General features: G+C 58.9%; 14 protein-coding genes, 2 tRNA genes and 2 pseudogenes. 9 read left to right on the top strand and 9 right to left on the bottom strand.

From position 1 onward, the window contains the following. Nucleotides 1-121: 121 nt before the first annotated feature. A tRNA-Ser gene (locus CLU80_RS27520) sits at nt 122-209 on the top strand. Nucleotides 210-364: 155 nt separating this feature from the next. On the opposite strand, the gene CLU80_RS27515 is transcribed toward CLU80_RS27520, so the two are convergent. After that, nucleotides 365-745: a hypothetical protein gene (locus CLU80_RS27515; protein WP_099759015.1), complete on the bottom strand. Its 381-nt coding sequence runs from the start codon at nt 743-745 to the stop codon at nt 365-367. A gap of 128 nt (nt 746-873) precedes the next feature. On the opposite strand from CLU80_RS27515, the pseudogene CLU80_RS27510 reads away from it, so the two are divergent. The 4 genes and pseudogenes from CLU80_RS27510 to CLU80_RS30430 form a co-directional block, all read left to right on the top strand. Continuing rightward, a pseudogene (locus CLU80_RS27510) lies at nt 874-1,002 on the top strand (ectoine synthase); the annotation flags it as partial. Between the two features lie 48 nt (nt 1,003-1,050). Beyond that, nucleotides 1,051-2,262, top strand: a complete 1,212-nt coding sequence (locus tag CLU80_RS27505; protein WP_099759014.1) for an MFS transporter — start codon at nt 1,051-1,053, stop codon at nt 2,260-2,262. After that, nucleotides 2,237-2,446 (top strand): hypothetical protein, encoded by a 210-nt coding sequence (locus CLU80_RS27500; protein WP_093433094.1) that lies wholly within the window; start codon nt 2,237-2,239, stop codon nt 2,444-2,446. The genes CLU80_RS27505 and CLU80_RS27500 overlap by 26 nt, the downstream gene beginning before the upstream one ends. Nucleotides 2,447-2,514: 68 nt before the next feature. Then, entirely contained in the window at nt 2,515-2,685 is a 171-nt protein-coding gene (locus CLU80_RS30430; RefSeq protein ID WP_175559594.1) for a hypothetical protein, read from the top strand. Nucleotides 2,686-2,687: 2 nt separating this feature from the next. On the opposite strand, the gene CLU80_RS27495 is transcribed toward CLU80_RS30430, so the two are convergent. Together CLU80_RS27495 and CLU80_RS27490 are read right to left on the bottom strand one after the other, a co-directional pair. Next, nucleotides 2,688-3,101, bottom strand: a complete 414-nt coding sequence (locus CLU80_RS27495; RefSeq protein ID WP_093433097.1) for a cupin domain-containing protein — start codon at nt 3,099-3,101, stop codon at nt 2,688-2,690. A gap of 123 nt (nt 3,102-3,224) precedes the next feature. Then, nucleotides 3,225-4,124 carry a transcriptional regulator GcvA gene (locus CLU80_RS27490; protein WP_099759013.1) on the bottom strand — a complete coding sequence of 300 codons (900 nt, stop codon included), beginning with the start codon at nt 4,122-4,124 and terminating at the stop codon, nt 3,225-3,227. A gap of 107 nt (nt 4,125-4,231) precedes the next feature. Between CLU80_RS27490 and gstA the strand changes: the two genes are divergently transcribed. The 3 genes from gstA to CLU80_RS27475 all read left to right on the top strand — a co-directional run bounded on the left by gstA (nt 4,232) and on the right by CLU80_RS27475 (nt 7,511). Further along, complete coding sequence (gene gstA / locus CLU80_RS27485) at nt 4,232-4,843, top strand: glutathione transferase GstA (RefSeq protein WP_099759012.1); 612 nt, start codon at nt 4,232-4,234, stop codon at nt 4,841-4,843. 86 nt (nt 4,844-4,929) lie between these two features. Further along, nucleotides 4,930-5,310, top strand: a complete 381-nt coding sequence (locus CLU80_RS27480) for a RidA family protein (RefSeq protein WP_099759011.1) — start codon at nt 4,930-4,932, stop codon at nt 5,308-5,310. A gap of 212 nt (nt 5,311-5,522) precedes the next feature. Further along, the gene (locus tag CLU80_RS27475) at nt 5,523-7,511 is read left to right on the top strand and encodes a peptidase U32 family protein (RefSeq protein WP_099759010.1); all 1,989 of its coding nucleotides are present in this window, start codon (nt 5,523-5,525) and stop codon (nt 7,509-7,511) included. 114 nt (nt 7,512-7,625) lie between these two features. Here the strand turns inward: CLU80_RS27475 and CLU80_RS27470 are convergent. Next, a tRNA-Gln gene (locus CLU80_RS27470) sits at nt 7,626-7,700 on the bottom strand. Between the two features lie 319 nt (nt 7,701-8,019). Between CLU80_RS27470 and CLU80_RS27465 the strand changes: the two are divergent. Then, nucleotides 8,020-9,048 (top strand): annotated as a pseudogene (locus CLU80_RS27465) (alpha/beta fold hydrolase). A 204-nt stretch (nt 9,049-9,252) separates the two neighbouring features. Here CLU80_RS27465 and CLU80_RS27460 read toward each other — a convergent pair. The 5 genes from CLU80_RS27460 to CLU80_RS27440 all read right to left on the bottom strand — a co-directional run bounded on the left by CLU80_RS27460 (nt 9,253) and on the right by CLU80_RS27440 (nt 14,043). Then, nucleotides 9,253-9,609 carry a DUF6124 family protein gene (locus tag CLU80_RS27460; RefSeq protein WP_099759009.1) on the bottom strand — a complete coding sequence of 119 codons (357 nt, stop codon included), beginning with the start codon at nt 9,607-9,609 and terminating at the stop codon, nt 9,253-9,255. Nucleotides 9,610-9,728: 119 nt separating this feature from the next. Next, nucleotides 9,729-10,094: a DUF6124 family protein gene (locus CLU80_RS27455; protein ID WP_099759008.1), complete on the bottom strand. Its 366-nt coding sequence runs from the start codon at nt 10,092-10,094 to the stop codon at nt 9,729-9,731. 599 nt (nt 10,095-10,693) lie between these two features. Next, entirely contained in the window at nt 10,694-11,719 is a 1,026-nt protein-coding gene (gene souR / locus CLU80_RS27450; protein ID WP_099759007.1) for a transcriptional regulator SouR, read from the bottom strand. A gap of 50 nt (nt 11,720-11,769) precedes the next feature. After that, nucleotides 11,770-12,891, bottom strand: a complete 1,122-nt coding sequence (locus CLU80_RS27445; RefSeq protein WP_099759006.1) for an agmatine deiminase family protein — start codon at nt 12,889-12,891, stop codon at nt 11,770-11,772. A gap of 48 nt (nt 12,892-12,939) precedes the next feature. Continuing rightward, nucleotides 12,940-14,043: an extracellular solute-binding protein gene (locus tag CLU80_RS27440; protein WP_099759005.1), complete on the bottom strand. Its 1,104-nt coding sequence runs from the start codon at nt 14,041-14,043 to the stop codon at nt 12,940-12,942. Nucleotide 14,044: the final 1 nt, after the last annotated feature.

Genomic DNA, 14,044 nt, shown 5'->3' with positions numbered 1-14,044 from the left:
GCGACACTCCTGTTGGTTTGAAACGTTCAGTCGCAAAGATCATAACAGACGCTCTGTAACAAGCCATGCAGAGAGTTTGACAGTGTGTTTCATTCAGGTATTATGGCGCCCGCAACGCAACGGAGGTGTGGCCGAGTGGTTTAAGGCAACGGTCTTGAAAACCGTCGACTGTAACAGGTCCATGAGTTCGAATCCCATCGCCTCCGCCATATTTTGTAACGACAAAGCCCTGATTATTCAGGGCTTTGTCGTTTCTGGAAGTCACGAAATTTCCGTGTCCTTCTCATCGTGTTCCATGACTTTACTGGACGTAGAAGTGAAGATCACACGTTGCACCAGACGTGTTTCAGCCCAGCACCCGCTTTCACTCCGCCGAACGCCGCATCTCCTCCCGTGTAGGCATGGTCCAGTCCGAGGCGCGTCGTTCATAAATAGAGTCGGGCTTCTGCTCTTCGTAGCTGAACATCAACAAGTAGAGCCCCAGCGCCACTGCAGCCAACAGTGCCCTGCCGATCGGATTGGCATCCCTCGGCAGTCCACCGGGGCCGATTGCTACCCAGCCCCCGCGAAGGTAAGCAAACACGGCTTGGGTAAACCACGCTTGCGCTCCTACGCATGTCCAAAACTGACTCCAGCCGCCTGTAAAGCGCCAGAACGCGCTGACCAGGGAGGCGATCACCATGACCGCCAGGATCAAATAACGAAAACGCTTGAGAGCGCTCAGAATGCGGCTGTCCTGCTCCATATCTGCCCTGTTTTCACTTCAAGAAAAAAGATCCGATTATACCGTCGAGACTGCAAATATCGGCCAGCCGCCGGCAAACAGCTCGTTAAAATTGCAGTCACTCAACCGACGTTTTTTTTCTTGTACTCAACCAACACGATCGTCATTACCTGCGCGAGGGCAAGGAGCAAGACCTGATCCTCGCCAGCGTATTCAACCCGCCCAAGCGCGGGGATGAGCGGCATAATCTCAATGACAGCCTAGGATCGGCATACTGAAGCACAACTGGCCGCGCGGCCTGACCGTCGACATAAAGGAGCTTCATTTTGCGCAAGGATTACCTGGCCTTTTTCACCTCGCTGTTTCTGTCGCGACTGGCGGATCAGATCCTGCTGTTCATCGTGCCATTGGTGGTATTCCAGACCACCAACAGCGCCTCTTGGGCAGGTCTGGCGTTTTTCGTCGAATCGCTGCCACGGTTTCTCGCGTTTCCGCTGTGCGGAGCCTTGTGCGACAAGTTTTCGCCCATCCGCATCCTGCACATCAGCCAGGTTTACCGGGCACTGCTGTGCCTGATCGCGGTGGCAATGTTTGCCCTCTTCGGCGGTATCGCCTGGGTCGTCGTGCTGTCGGCGCTGTGTGGCGTGCTGACCACCCAGGGCATCATGGCCCGCGAGGTGCTGATGCCACATATTTTCCAGCACTACAGCTACACCAAGACCTTGTCCTACTCGCAGATCGCCGATCAGACCGGGCTGGTTCTCGGGCCACTGGTGGCTGCGCTTTTGTTGGAAATCTGGGCGTGGCATTTGGTGGTGCTGTGGGTCGCCGGGCTCTTCCTGCTGGCGGACCTGAGCATGCTGGTATGGCAACGCCTCAGCCGTATCACCCTGGAAGTGTTCGAGCAGCATTCGGACATCTGGCTGCAACCGCTGCGTATCGCTTTCGGGCATATACGTGAACTGGCGGAGCTGAAAAAAATCATTCTGCTGGCCGTCGGCGTCAACCTGATCGTCGGCGTCACGCTGGCCACTTCGGCGGCGATGGTGATCGGCGAGTTCGGTGCCGGCAAGGATGCCTACGCCGGTCTACAGGCAGCGGGCGCGGTCACCACCATCGTGATTCTGTTCTTCCTCGCCCAGGTTGAGATCCCGCAACGGTTACTGGGCGGGCTCGCTTACTCGATGATCGCCGCTGGCGCCCTCATCAGTGCACTGAGTCCGAATCTGGCCGGGTATGTGCTGGGGTTCCTGCTGATCGTCGGCTTCGACAAGATGTTCAACATCTACATGCGCAGCATCCGCCAGCGGGTGATTCCGGCCAAGGACTTTGGCAAGACCGTAGGCGTGATCACCTTGCTCAATAATCTCTCGCAACCTTTGGCGGGGTTGCTGGTGGCGCTGCTGGCCTCAAGCCTGGGTACGCAAGGAGTGATCCTGATTCTGGCCGTGCTGACTATGCTGTTGGGCGCCGCAGCGGTATGGTGGTTTGCCGTCAGCAGAGGAACCCTGAATGCCGAAGAAACCACCGGCCCCTGAACACAAAGCTACCGCCGCAGACATCGAGCGTTCGATCCAGGCGTTGAACAAAATGGCCGAGCGCCTCTGGGGCGAAGGTCGAGAGGCCGAGGCCAAAGCCCTGCTCGATGCGCTCGATGCGTTGAACCGGGCGCTGGACAGAATCAGGATTGGCGAGAGTCGTCGGATTGTGACGCTTCACTAAGAAGCCGTGCCTAGAACCAACGTTATGAATCAGCTGTGCCCAATTGGCAGGGCCAAGGATGAAGACAGATGCGCGCGATAAAAACTTTCTTCGGCATTTTGTTGCTGCTATTCGGTTTCGACTTCACCTACGAAAAACCCCGCCGAGTCTTCACGGCGGGGTTTGTCCGAGTTTGCATGGTGGTCGCTTTTGCAGAATTGCTGATACTCCATATGATTTATAACGGCCCGGCGCGTTAGCTCTACGGTTTGAGAATCAGCAACGGTTCACCCTTCTTGACGATGTAAGTCGCCAACTCCGACCCCTTGTCCGCACCCACGTTCTTGGCCACATGCGCCACCCCTTGCGGAATGAACAGCGAATCCCCCGCCTTCAACGTCACCGGCGCCCTGCCCTCCAGTTGATATTCGAACGTGCCGCTGATCACGTAAGCGACCTCGACACCCGGGTGCGCATGCCGGGGCGAGGTCACGCCCGGTTCGAAATCGACTCGCGCCTGAATCACTTCGCGCTCGGCAGCACCGAGGTCCTCGCGCACCAGATCGGTCCGGCTCAAACCTTGTTGCCAGCTCTTGGCTGGCGCGTCAGCCGCGTGGACGATGCCGATCATTGAAGCGAGTAGCGCAGCGCTGGCCAGTAACAGTGGACGATGCATGATGTTGCCCTCTCAAACGCAGTGGTGGTGTGACCGCTACTTTGGGAGTCGCGTGTATGGCTGATGTGTCGTAAACCCCGGGTTTATTGTTCGCGTGTGTCTGCGCGGCAACTTGATACACGCTTATACAAAAGCGTCTTTGCCCGGTGACAGTGCCAACAACCATGTCCTGAATGCCACGATCTTCTTCGATTGCGCCGTTTCATGGGGCGCTACCAGATAAAAACCCAGCTCATCTTGCAAGCGCAGATCGAACGGAGCCACCAGACGCCCGGCCCGCAGATCGTCCTCGACATAGGTTGAACGGCCAATGCACACACCCTGCCCGTCAACCGCTGCCTGTACCGCCATCATCGCCAGATCAAAGGTCAGGCGCGGGCCTTCAGCGAGTTGCGGCGGTTGACCGGCGGCACGCAGCCAGGCGCTCCAGTCACCGGCCGTCGCGCCACTGACTTGCAGCAATGCGTGATTGGCAAGGTCTGCGGGCGTTCGCAACGTCTTCGCCAATGCCGGACTGCATACCGGGAAAATATCATCGGACATCAGAAAATCGCCACGCAAACCCTTCCAGTCGCCGCGCCCATAACGGATCGCCGCATCAATCGTGTCCTTGCGAAAGTCGACCAGCTCAGTGACCGCACTGATTCGCACATCGATAGCGGGACACGCCTGCTGAAAGGACGGCAAACGCGGCAACAGCCACTTCGATGCAAACGACACCAGCGTACTGATCGTCAGCACGCTCTTATCGCGAGACGCGAGCAACTGCTCAGTCGAATGGCGCAGCTCATGAAACGCTGCACGCACACCCGGCAAATAGGCGTGCCCGTCCTCGCTCAGCACCAATCCCTCGTTGAGCCGCAAAAACAGTGGCCCGCCCAGCTCGGCTTCGAGTCGGCGGATCTGGTGACTGACAGCGGTCTGGGTGACATTGAGTTCTTCGGCAGCCTTGGTGAAGCTCATGTGCCTGGCGACCGCTTCAAAGGCGCGCAAGCCGTTCAGCGAGGGAAGTCGGACCGTCATGGTTCTGAGTGCTCATGAGATTTTGTCATACGCTAGCACCGTAAATGACCTTTGCGAAAGCCGCTTCGGCAATGGAATCTGGCGCTCTCTCTCAGCAAGGAAGTGCCATGAAACTGTATTTCGCGCCCATGACCTGTTCGCTTTCCCCGCACATTGTGCTGCGAGAACTGGGTTTGCCGTTCGAACTGGTTCGCGTCAACAACCAGAGCAAACGCACCGCCGATGGCCGCGACTTCCGCGAGATCAATCCGAAGGGCTACGTTGCAGCGCTGGTTCTGGATAACGGCGAGGTACTGACGGAAGGGCCGGCGATCCTGCAGTTTCTACTCGATCAGGTGCCCGCCAACACGCTGGCGCCACCCTTGGGTTCATGGGAGCGCACGCGTTTGCAGGAACATCTGAACTTCATCAGTACGGAAATTCACGGTGGCAGTGCACCGCTGTTCAATGCGCAGATCCCGGAATCGGTCAAAACGATTTTCCGCCACACACTGTTCAAGCGCCTCGATTACCTGAATCAGCAACTGTCGGCTCGGGACTATCTGATGGACAAATTCGGCGTCGCCGATGCTTACCTGTTCACCGTGCTGAAGTGGCTGCCGACCTTTGCCATCGACATACAGGACTGGCCGGCACTTGCCAGCTACATGCAGCGCATCGGCGCCCGCCCCTGCGTTCTTGCAGCCATCGCGGCGGAAGCCGCGACGCAGCCGGTCTGACCGGCCTCTGTTGCCACGGAGCGGGCCATGTCGACGCTGTATCTGTAAACTGCGGCCATCTTCACTCGCTCACTCAAAGGATCAGCATGGCTAACCAAGACATCACCTTCACCCCCGATCCGGACGCCGACTCGATTTCCTCGGACGTTGCCACATTCAACGGCATCATGGTTTCCACCCAGATTCCAACCCGTGCCGACGGCAGTCTGGAACTGGGCGATATCACCGCGCAAAGCGAATGCACCCTGCAAGCGCTTAGAGTTGCGCTGGAAGGTGCCGGCAGCTCGATGGATCGGGTGATGCACTTGACGATCTACCTGACCGACATGGCCGATCGCGCCGCGTTCAACGAGGTTTACAAGCGTTTCTTCGCCAAGCCTTGGCCGGTGCGTGCGGCGGTGGGTGTGGCGTCGCTGGCGGTTGAAGGGATGCGCGTGGAAGTCACCGCGATGGCGGCCAAAGCCTGACTTCGCACCACCAAACCCTGTGGGAGCGAGCCTGCTCGCGAAAGCGTCCGTTCAGTCACCATTGATGCTGAATGTGCTGGCCCCTTCGCGAGCAAGCTCGCTCCCACAGGGGGTTGTGCAGTCTCAGCTGCCATCGGGCAGCACGGACGTGCCGGGCGCGCGTTTCACGGGTAGAATGCGCGCCTAACCGTGACAGCCTGACTAAAAAAACTATGTCCTTGCCCAAGCATCACCTGGAATTGCTCAGCCCTGCCCGCGATGTCGCCATCGCCCGTGAGGCGATCCTGCACGGCGCCGACGCCGTGTACATCGGCGGCCCGAGCTTCGGCGCGCGCCACAACGCCTGCAACGAAGTCAGCGAAATCGCCGAACTGGTGGAATTCGCCCGCAAGTATCACGCGCGCATTTTCACCACCATCAACACCATCCTGCACGACAACGAACTGGAGCCGGCGCGCAAGCTGATCCATCAGTTGTACGACGCTGGTGTCGACGCGCTGATCGTTCAGGATCTGGGCGTGATGGAGCTGGACATTCCGCCGATCGAGCTGCACGCCTCGACGCAGACCGACATCCGCACCCTTGAGCGAGCGAAGTTCCTCGATCAGGCCGGTTTCTCGCAACTGGTATTGGCCCGTGAGCTGAACCTGCAGGAAATCCGCGCGATCGCCGACGAAACCGACGCCGCCATCGAGTTCTTCATTCACGGCGCGTTGTGCGTGGCCTTCTCCGGCCAGTGCAACATTTCCCACGCGCAAACCGGGCGCAGCGCCAACCGTGGCGACTGCTCGCAGGCTTGCCGCTTGCCGTACACCCTCAAAGATGAAAAGGGTGGCGTGATCGCCTACGAAAAACACCTGCTGTCGATGAAAGACAACAACCAGAGCGCCAACATCCGCGCCCTGGTTGAAGCCGGTGTGCGCTCGTTCAAGATCGAAGGTCGCTACAAGGACATGGGTTACGTGAAGAACATCACCGCCTATTACCGCCAGCGCCTCGACGACGTGCTCGAAGATCGCCCGGACCTGGCCCGCGCGTCCAGCGGCCGCACCGCGCACTTCTTCCTGCCCGACCCGGAAAAAACCTTCCACCGTGGCAGCACCGACTACTTCGTCACCGATCGCAAGATCGACATCGGCGCGTTCGACTCGCCGACCTTCACCGGCCTGCCAGTCGGCACCGTCGAGAAAGTCGGCAAACGCGACATGCAGGTCGTCACCCAGGAGCCGCTGTCCAACGGCGACGGCTTGAACGTGCTGGTCAAGCGCGAAGTGGTCGGTTTCCGTGCCAACATCGCCGAAGCCAAAGGCGAGTTCGAAGAAGACGGCGAGAAGCGCTACCGCTATCGCGTCGAGCCGAACGAGATGCCCGAAGGCTTGTACAAGCTGCGCCCGAACCACCCGTTGAATCGCAACCTCGATCACAACTGGCAACAGGCGCTGCAGAAGACCTCTTCCGAGCGTCGCGTGGCCCTGAGCTGGGTCGCTCGTCTGCGTGAAGAACAGCTGGAAGTGACTGCCACCAGTGAAGAAGGCATCAGCGCCAGCGTCACCCTCGCCGGTCCGTTCGGCGTGGCCAACAAGCCTGAGCAAGCGCTCGAACAGCTGCGCGATCTGCTCGGCCAGCTCGGCACCACGCAGTACCACGCCACCGACGTCAAGCTGGATGCGCCACAGGCGTTCTTCATCCCCAACTCGCAGCTCAAAGCCCTGCGCCGTGAAGTGATCGAGAACCTGACCGCTGCCCGTGTCGCGGCTCATCCGCGTGGCGGCCGTAAAGCCGAAACCAGTCCGCCGCCGGTGTACCCGGATTCGCACCTGACCTTCCTCGCCAACGTCTATAACCAGAAGGCGCGCGACTTCTACCACCGTCACGGCGTGAAGCTGATCGACGCTGCATACGAGGCTCACGAAGAGCCGGGCGAAGTGCCGGTGATGATCACCAAGCACTGTCTGCGCTTCTCTTTCAACCTGTGCCCGAAACAGGCGAAAGGCGTGACCGGCGTGCGCACCAAGGTTGCACCGATGCAGTTGATCCACGGCGATGAAGTGCTGACGCTGAAGTTCGATTGCAAGCCGTGCGAAATGCACATCATCGGCAAGATGAAAGGCCACATCCTCAACCTGCCGCAACCGGGCAGCGTGGTCGGCCACATCAGCCCCGAAGACCTGATGAAAACCATCCCGCGCGCACCGCACTGAGTGGATGACGTGCGCGGTGCTTCGGCGCCGCGCACGCCTGCCCTGCACCACCGGGCTAAATCGCAGGCATAAAAAAACGCCAACTTCTTGCGAAGTTGGCGTTTTTTTCGAATATGGCAGGGGCGGCTGGATTCGAACCAACGCATGGCAGGATCAAAACCTGCTGCCTTACCGCTTGGCGACGCCCCTACTGCTCTTTCCAGCTACTCCGTTAGTTTCGCTGTGAGAACGGGGCGCAATTTACCAAGGTTTTTTTGCTTTGGGAAGCGCGAAGTGAAATATTTTTTGTTTTAAAACAGCGACTTAATATTTTGGCCTGAATCAGGTCCAGGGGGAGTCGGTTTCGCCGCCGTGTATCACACTGTGTACGCCCCCCGCCGCGACACATCGACTTTCAACAAAGCCGTTCTTCGACACAGGCCAGATACGTCTCCGCGCTCAAATGCACTCAAGGTTTCAGGTGTTCATTCAGAACCCTTGGCCAAAGGCTCGCAAAGGAGACGTCACCATGAAGATGGCACTGCACACCCGCAAAACTGCATTCGGCTTGTCGATTCTGGCTGTGGCGCTGTTCGGCGCTTTTGGCAGCGCTCAGGCGCAAACCACTGAACCGGCCGCCGTCAGCTATTCCGCGCCCTCACCCTTCGGCCCGCTCAAGCATGTGAAGGCTGGCGTGCTTGACGTCGCCTATGCCGAAACCGGCCCCGCGAATGGCCCGGTGGTGATCCTGTTGCACGGCTGGCCCTACGACATTCACAGCTACGACGAAGTCGCGCCGCTGCTCGCGGCCAAGGGTTATCGGGTGTTGATGCCCTATGCGCGCGGTTATGGCGATACGCAGTTCCTCTCCAAAGACACCCTGCGCAACGGTCAACCAGCGGCGCTGGCCAGTGATGTCATCGACTTCATGGATGCGCTGAAGATCAAACAAGCGGTGCTCGGTGGTTATGACTGGGGCGCGCGTTCGGCGGACATCGTTTCGGCGCTGTGGCCGGAACGCGTGAAGGCATTGGTTTCGGTCAGCGGTTATCTGATCGGCAATCAGGCCGCCGGGCAAAACCCGCTGCCGCCCAAGGCGGAATTGCAGTGGTGGTATCAGTTCTACTTCGCCACCGACCGTGGTCGTGCCGGTTACGAGTAAAACACTCACGACTTTGCCAAGCTGATCTGGCAACTGGCCTCGCCGCAGTGGAAATTTGACGACGCCACGTTCGATCGCAGTGCCAAAGCGCTGGAGAACCCCGATCACGTCGACATCACCGTGTTCAACTACCTCTGGCGTTTAGGCCTGGTTCAGGGTGAAGCGAAATACGCCGCGCTGGAACAGAAGCTCGCTACCGCGCCGTCGATCAGCGTGCCGACCATCACCCTTGAAGGCGATGCCAACGGTGCGCCGCACCCGGCGCCGGAGGATTACGCCAAGCGCTTTACCGGCAAGTATCAGTTCCGTTTGATCAACGGCGGGATTGGCCACAACTTGCCGCAGGAAGATCCGCAGGCGTTTGCCAAAGCGGTGATTGATGCGGATCACCTGTAGAAACAAAAAGGCAGTCAGCCACTCAGGCTGACTGCTTGATTATTTGAGGGTGGAGGGATGGTCACGTTTTGCAGATGCTTTGCCTGAACGGACGCCATCGCGAGCAGGCTCACTCCTACAGGGGGAACGCATTTCAAATGTAGGAGTGAGCCTGCTCGCGATCACGCCCGACCAGACACCCTCAACCCCGACTAACGTGCGCGATCACTCGGTTGGCACAACCAGATCCAGCGCCTTGTTCACCGCCAACTCCCCCAACATGACCACTTGCGCAATACCCAGCAGGGTATGACGATTTGCGCCCTCCAGCATTCCGGCAAAATTACCGAGCATGACCGACGCGGACGCCAGGGAGCCGCAAGCATTGGTCAGCAGCGACTCCGTGTCTGCTTGCGGGTTGGCCATGAACAGAGCATTGGGCGTATAGGGTGTGGCCATGATCGCGGCAGGCAACAGGTAATGGTCGAGTGCACGCTCTGCCGCTTCGTGGAGCTTTCTTGAATTGGGCGAGGCGTACGGCGATATCAGGTCAGTGACCGGTGGTTCGGGTGGCTGGGACATCAGCTGAAACTCCAGACAAGAACCGCTTGCGGTTCTTAGATAGAAGGCGTGAAGCGCCGCGATTATGGACGCTTCTGTGCAATGAGGGAGCGAGCCCCCCTCACCCATCTGCGTCGCGACTAGTGCGGCAAGCGCTGGTTATCCAGGACTCGGCCGACCACCAGTTCACTGAGCATGATCACCTGTTGCAGGATCAGCATCTTTTTGCGCTGTGAAGGGTCAATCGAATCGGCGAGATCTCGGGCCATGTCAGTGGCGGAGGACAAGGTTTCAGTGGCTTCGACGAGCAGGGTTTCGTTATCCACTATGGGGTCGATGAGGTAGATCTTGCCGGTCTTGCGGGTGGGTACTGAGGTCTTCAGCGCGGAGGGATTGAGGTAGAAGTTGATCGCGCGGTCGGAGGCCTCTTTGATGTTTTGAGGCTCGAGTGCGGCGTCGTAGGGGATTGGATCGGTTTCTGGCGGGTTTGGCGTAATTTTGAACATAGATGACACTCGCTTAGCAAAAAATAAGGAGCCATCACTCACGCTACCAAACGAGGTGGTGACCATTGCGCAGGTTGGTAGACCGGTCTAAGCGAGTAAACCCCGGCGCTCCCGAAGGAGCCCCACGCATGGCCACCATAAAAAACCGAGCCCCGAAAAGAGACTGCATATAGCGGCGCATAACGCTTAGAAAACGGGCTACCAAACCCGATCACTGTTTTGCAGTGACAGGGAAACGATACAGCCCGCCTCAAGGCGCGTAAGCCGGCGGATTCTGGCGTACGCGTAGGCAACGGCGCAAGGTGTTGTAGCCGTTATGGCGTAACAGTGCGTGTAAGTTAAACGTGCGTGGGTGATAGCGTTTAAAAGCCCCTCACCCTAGCCCTCTCCCAGAGGGAGAGGGCTAGGGTGAGGGGTGTTTGGGAGAGCTACGCCGACGTGGGATACCGAGGTGAATTTTGGTGACGAAGCGGTTGGTGCCGCCTGCAAGTTCCCTCACCCTAGCCCTCTCCCAAAGGGAGAGGGAACTGACCGTGGTGTTTGGGGGAGGTACGCCGACGTGGGATATCGAGGTGAATTCAGGTGGGTGACGGCTTGGGTTATTTGACCAGGCGTTTTTCTTTTGATGGGCGATAGCCGAAATATGAGCTGTAGCATTTGCTGAAATGGCTTGGCGAGACGAAGCCGCACGCGACCAGCACTTCCACTTGTGAAAGCTCAGTGTGCTGCAACAACCGTCGCGCTTCGGTGATGCGCAGTTCCAGGTAATAGCGCTGCGGCGTGGTGCCCAGTTGCTCCTTGAACAAGCGCTCCAACTGCCGACGAGAACGGCCGGCATACACCGCCAGTTGCTCCAGCTCCAGCGGCTCTTCCAGATTGGCATCCATCAGCTTCACCACTTCACGCAACGGCGCACTGACGCAGATGTTCTCGTCTGGTTTGATGCGCCGGTAACGCGATTCCTCGAAGGCGAGGATGTCTTCGATCCCTTCGACCAGGGCTTTGCCGTGCAGGCTCTTGATCCAGTCCAATGCCATGTGGAAAGCGCCGGACGGACTCGATGCGGTCAGTCGGTCGCGGTCGATCACGTAAGGCTCGCTGCTGACATGGGTGGTTTTGGCGATTTCAGTCAGCGCCGGGCGATGTTCCGGGTGGATTGCGCAGCGATAGCCGTCGAGCAATCCGGCGCGGCCGAGGAACCACGAACCGTTCCACAACCCGGCGAGGCTGATGCCCCGCTCCGCTGCAACCTGAAGCACATGAATAAACTCCTCACTCGCCCGCAACTCGGTGCGATACCCGCCACACACCACCAGCAGATCCAGTTGCGCCAGCGCGGCTGAATCCAGACGTGCGTCAGGGCGGATGACCAGCCCCAGATCACTGATGACTTCGCCGTCACCCAAGCCAAACGTGCGCGACGAAAACAACCCAGGACGCAACAGGTTGGTGGTGACAACCGTGTCCAGCGCCTGGGTAAACGCCGGTAGCGAAAAGTGTTCGAGCAGCAGAAAACCGGTGCGGGTCAAGCGCGGGTCATCCGCGCTTTGCTCATTCAGATAGCGGAGGTTTTTCCCCTTCATGCCTCCGCTGAATTGGCGTCGTTCGATCAAGTTCGGGTCCATCGGTCATGTTGTTGTGCGCCGATAGTTGGCTTGATCCGCCAAAGAGTCAATCACGCCTGTGGTTGATGGCTGGTGACGCAGTGAATTCCACCGCCACCGGCGGCGATGGCATCGATGTTGAGCTGGACGATTTCGCGCTGCGGATACAACTGCGAGAGCAGATCGAAAGCCTTCTTGTCGGCCGCTTTGTCGCCGAACTCCGGGGCGATGATCGCGCCGTTGATCACGAAGTAATTGATGTAACCGGCGGCAAAGTCCGGGTTGTCCTTGTTGAACTTGCTTTTGCGCGGTTTCAGCGGCGGCGACATCGTGTGGATCTGTAATTTGCGACCGTCAGCATCAGTGGCGTTTTTGAGGATTTCCAAGTGCGCCAGGGTGACCTTGTGATCGTAGGATTCAGGGTCGGTATCGAGGTTGGCGATGACCACGCCGGGCTTGATGAAGCGCGCATAGAAATCGACGTGAGCGTCAGTGATGTCCTTGCCCTTAATGCCCGGCAGCCAGATGATTTTGCGCAGGCCCAGGCGTTCCTTCAGTTCAGCTTCGACATCGGCCTTGCTCCAGTCCGGATTGCGGTTGCTGTTGATCCAGCTGCTCTCGGTCATGATCCCGGTGCCGTGGCCGTCGACCTCGATGCCGCCGCCCTCGCCCACCAGATCGGTGCGGATGTACGTGGCTTGCGCGTCGTCGGCGACCAGTGCGGCGATCTTCGCGTCTTTGCTGTGCCGCTGTTTGCCGCCCCAACCATTGAAATTGAAATCAACCGCGCCGAGACCGCCCTTGTCGTCGATGACGAAGTTGGCGCCGATGTCGCGCATCCAGATGTCATCCAGCCCGGCAGTGACGTAAGTGATATTGCGCGTGCCGCAGAACTCTTCGGCGATGCTGCGTTCGTTCTTGCGGCAGAACACGGTGACTGGTTCAAACCGGGCGATGGCGCGGGCAATGCGGCCGAGCGCTTCCTGGACGTCTTCGGTGAAGTCTTCCCAAATCGCATCCTGCGCGCCGAAAGCGATGTAGGCGCGCTCATGTTTATCGCCCTCGTCGGGCATGAACCAGCGGCCTTGCGCGGCGGCCAGGACTTTGCCCGGCGACAGGCCAAGGCCCATAAATGCCGCGCCGACACCGGCGGCGACCGTGACTTGTTTGATGAACTCGCGACGAGTCGACATGTTGCTTTTCCTGTAAAAAAAGGGCCGGCGCAACACGCCGGCCATGGATCATTGGCCAGTGGCAGTCTTGAATTTGGTCCAGGTGCGCATACGCGCGCGCATGTCGGCCTGGGGAATGTCCTTGCCCGGAATCAATCGAGCATAGGTCGCTTCGTCGAGGTAGATGTCCGGGTTGTCGCGCATGCTTTCATCGACACTCGCCCGCGCCTTGGCGTTGGAAGTCGGATAGCCGGTGAAATTGCTGATCGCTGCCATGTTCTGCGGGCGCATGACGAAGTTGATAAACGCGTAGGCGTATTCCGGGTGTTTCGCGTCGACCGGAATGGCCATGGTGTCCATCCACACCGTGGTGCCTTCGCGCGGCACGCGATACTGAAACTTGGTGTGCTTACCGGCGCTGTCCGAAGTGCGTTGCGCCTGGGTCATGTCGCCGCTGTAGCCGAGCGACAGGCACAGGTTGCCATTGACCAGGTCAGTGACCGGTTGCGACTGGAACTTGCGGATGTACGGCCGCAACTTCATCAGCAACTCGCTGGCCGCTGCCAGATCTTCGGCTTTGCCGCTGCGCGGATCGCGACCGAGGTAATTGAGCACCACCGCCAAGGCTTCGTCCGGCGAATCGATCATCGAAATCCCGCAATCGGCGAATTTCGCCGCCAGCTCCGGTTTGAACAGCATGTCGAGGCTGTTGACCGGCGCGTCGGCCATGCGTTTTTTGATCTGTTCTTCGTTGTAGGTCAGGCCGATGGTGCCCCAGGTATAGGGCACCGTGGCTTTGCTGGAATGCTCGTAATGGCTGCGCAGTTTCTGCAAACCGGGCTCGATGTCGGCCAGTTCCGTCAGCTTCGCTTGATCCAGCGGCATCAGGCTGCCGGCACGCATCAAGCGCTCGGCGACGGTGTCACCGGGGAAGATCAGGTCGTAGCCGCTGCCGCCGGAGAGCATCTTCGCCTCCAGGGTTTCGCTGCCGTCCATGACGTCGTAGATCACCTTGATCCCGGTTTCGGCGGTGAAGCGGCTCAAGGTGTCTTCGGCAAAATAATCGGCCCAGTTGTACAGCCGCAGGGTTTTATCTTCGGCGTGCAGCGACGGTATCAAGCAGATCAACGCCAGACCGATCGCACCGCGCAAGCGTTTGTGGTGGATAGCCATA

It is taken from the genome of Pseudomonas sp. 29 (genome assembly GCF_002754355.1).
GTDB classification, from domain to species: domain Bacteria; phylum Pseudomonadota; class Gammaproteobacteria; order Pseudomonadales; family Pseudomonadaceae; genus Aquipseudomonas; species Aquipseudomonas neuropathica.
The sequence above is the reverse complement of the archived record's forward strand: the minus strand, read 5'-3'. Positions and strand labels throughout refer to the sequence as shown.

Bases quoted from the DNA above. Each gene is read 5' to 3' on its own strand.
- CLU80_RS27445 (WP_099759006.1), bottom strand. From the start codon at position 12,891: ATGTCGACTCGTCGCGAGTTCATCAAACAAGTCACGGTCGCCGCCGGT.
- CLU80_RS27460 (WP_099759009.1), bottom strand. From the start codon at position 9,609: ATGTCCCAGCCACCCGAACCACCGGTCACTGACCTGATATCGCCGTAC.
- CLU80_RS27475 (WP_099759010.1), top strand. From the start codon at position 5,523: ATGTCCTTGCCCAAGCATCACCTGGAATTGCTCAGCCCTGCCCGCGAT.
- souR (WP_099759007.1), bottom strand. From the start codon at position 11,719: ATGGACCCGAACTTGATCGAACGACGCCAATTCAGCGGAGGCATGAAG.
- gstA (WP_099759012.1), top strand. From the start codon at position 4,232: ATGAAACTGTATTTCGCGCCCATGACCTGTTCGCTTTCCCCGCACATT.
- CLU80_RS27495 (WP_093433097.1), bottom strand. From the start codon at position 3,101: ATGCATCGTCCACTGTTACTGGCCAGCGCTGCGCTACTCGCTTCAATG.
- CLU80_RS27500 (WP_093433094.1), top strand. From the start codon at position 2,237: ATGCCGAAGAAACCACCGGCCCCTGAACACAAAGCTACCGCCGCAGAC.
- CLU80_RS27455 (WP_099759008.1), bottom strand. From the start codon at position 10,094: ATGTTCAAAATTACGCCAAACCCGCCAGAAACCGATCCAATCCCCTAC.
- CLU80_RS27515 (WP_099759015.1), bottom strand. From the start codon at position 745: ATGGAGCAGGACAGCCGCATTCTGAGCGCTCTCAAGCGTTTTCGTTAT.
- CLU80_RS27440 (WP_099759005.1), bottom strand. From the start codon at position 14,043: ATGGCTATCCACCACAAACGCTTGCGCGGTGCGATCGGTCTGGCGTTG.
- CLU80_RS27480 (WP_099759011.1), top strand. From the start codon at position 4,930: ATGGCTAACCAAGACATCACCTTCACCCCCGATCCGGACGCCGACTCG.
- CLU80_RS30430 (WP_175559594.1), top strand. From the start codon at position 2,515: ATGCGCGCGATAAAAACTTTCTTCGGCATTTTGTTGCTGCTATTCGGT.
- CLU80_RS27490 (WP_099759013.1), bottom strand. From the start codon at position 4,124: ATGACGGTCCGACTTCCCTCGCTGAACGGCTTGCGCGCCTTTGAAGCG.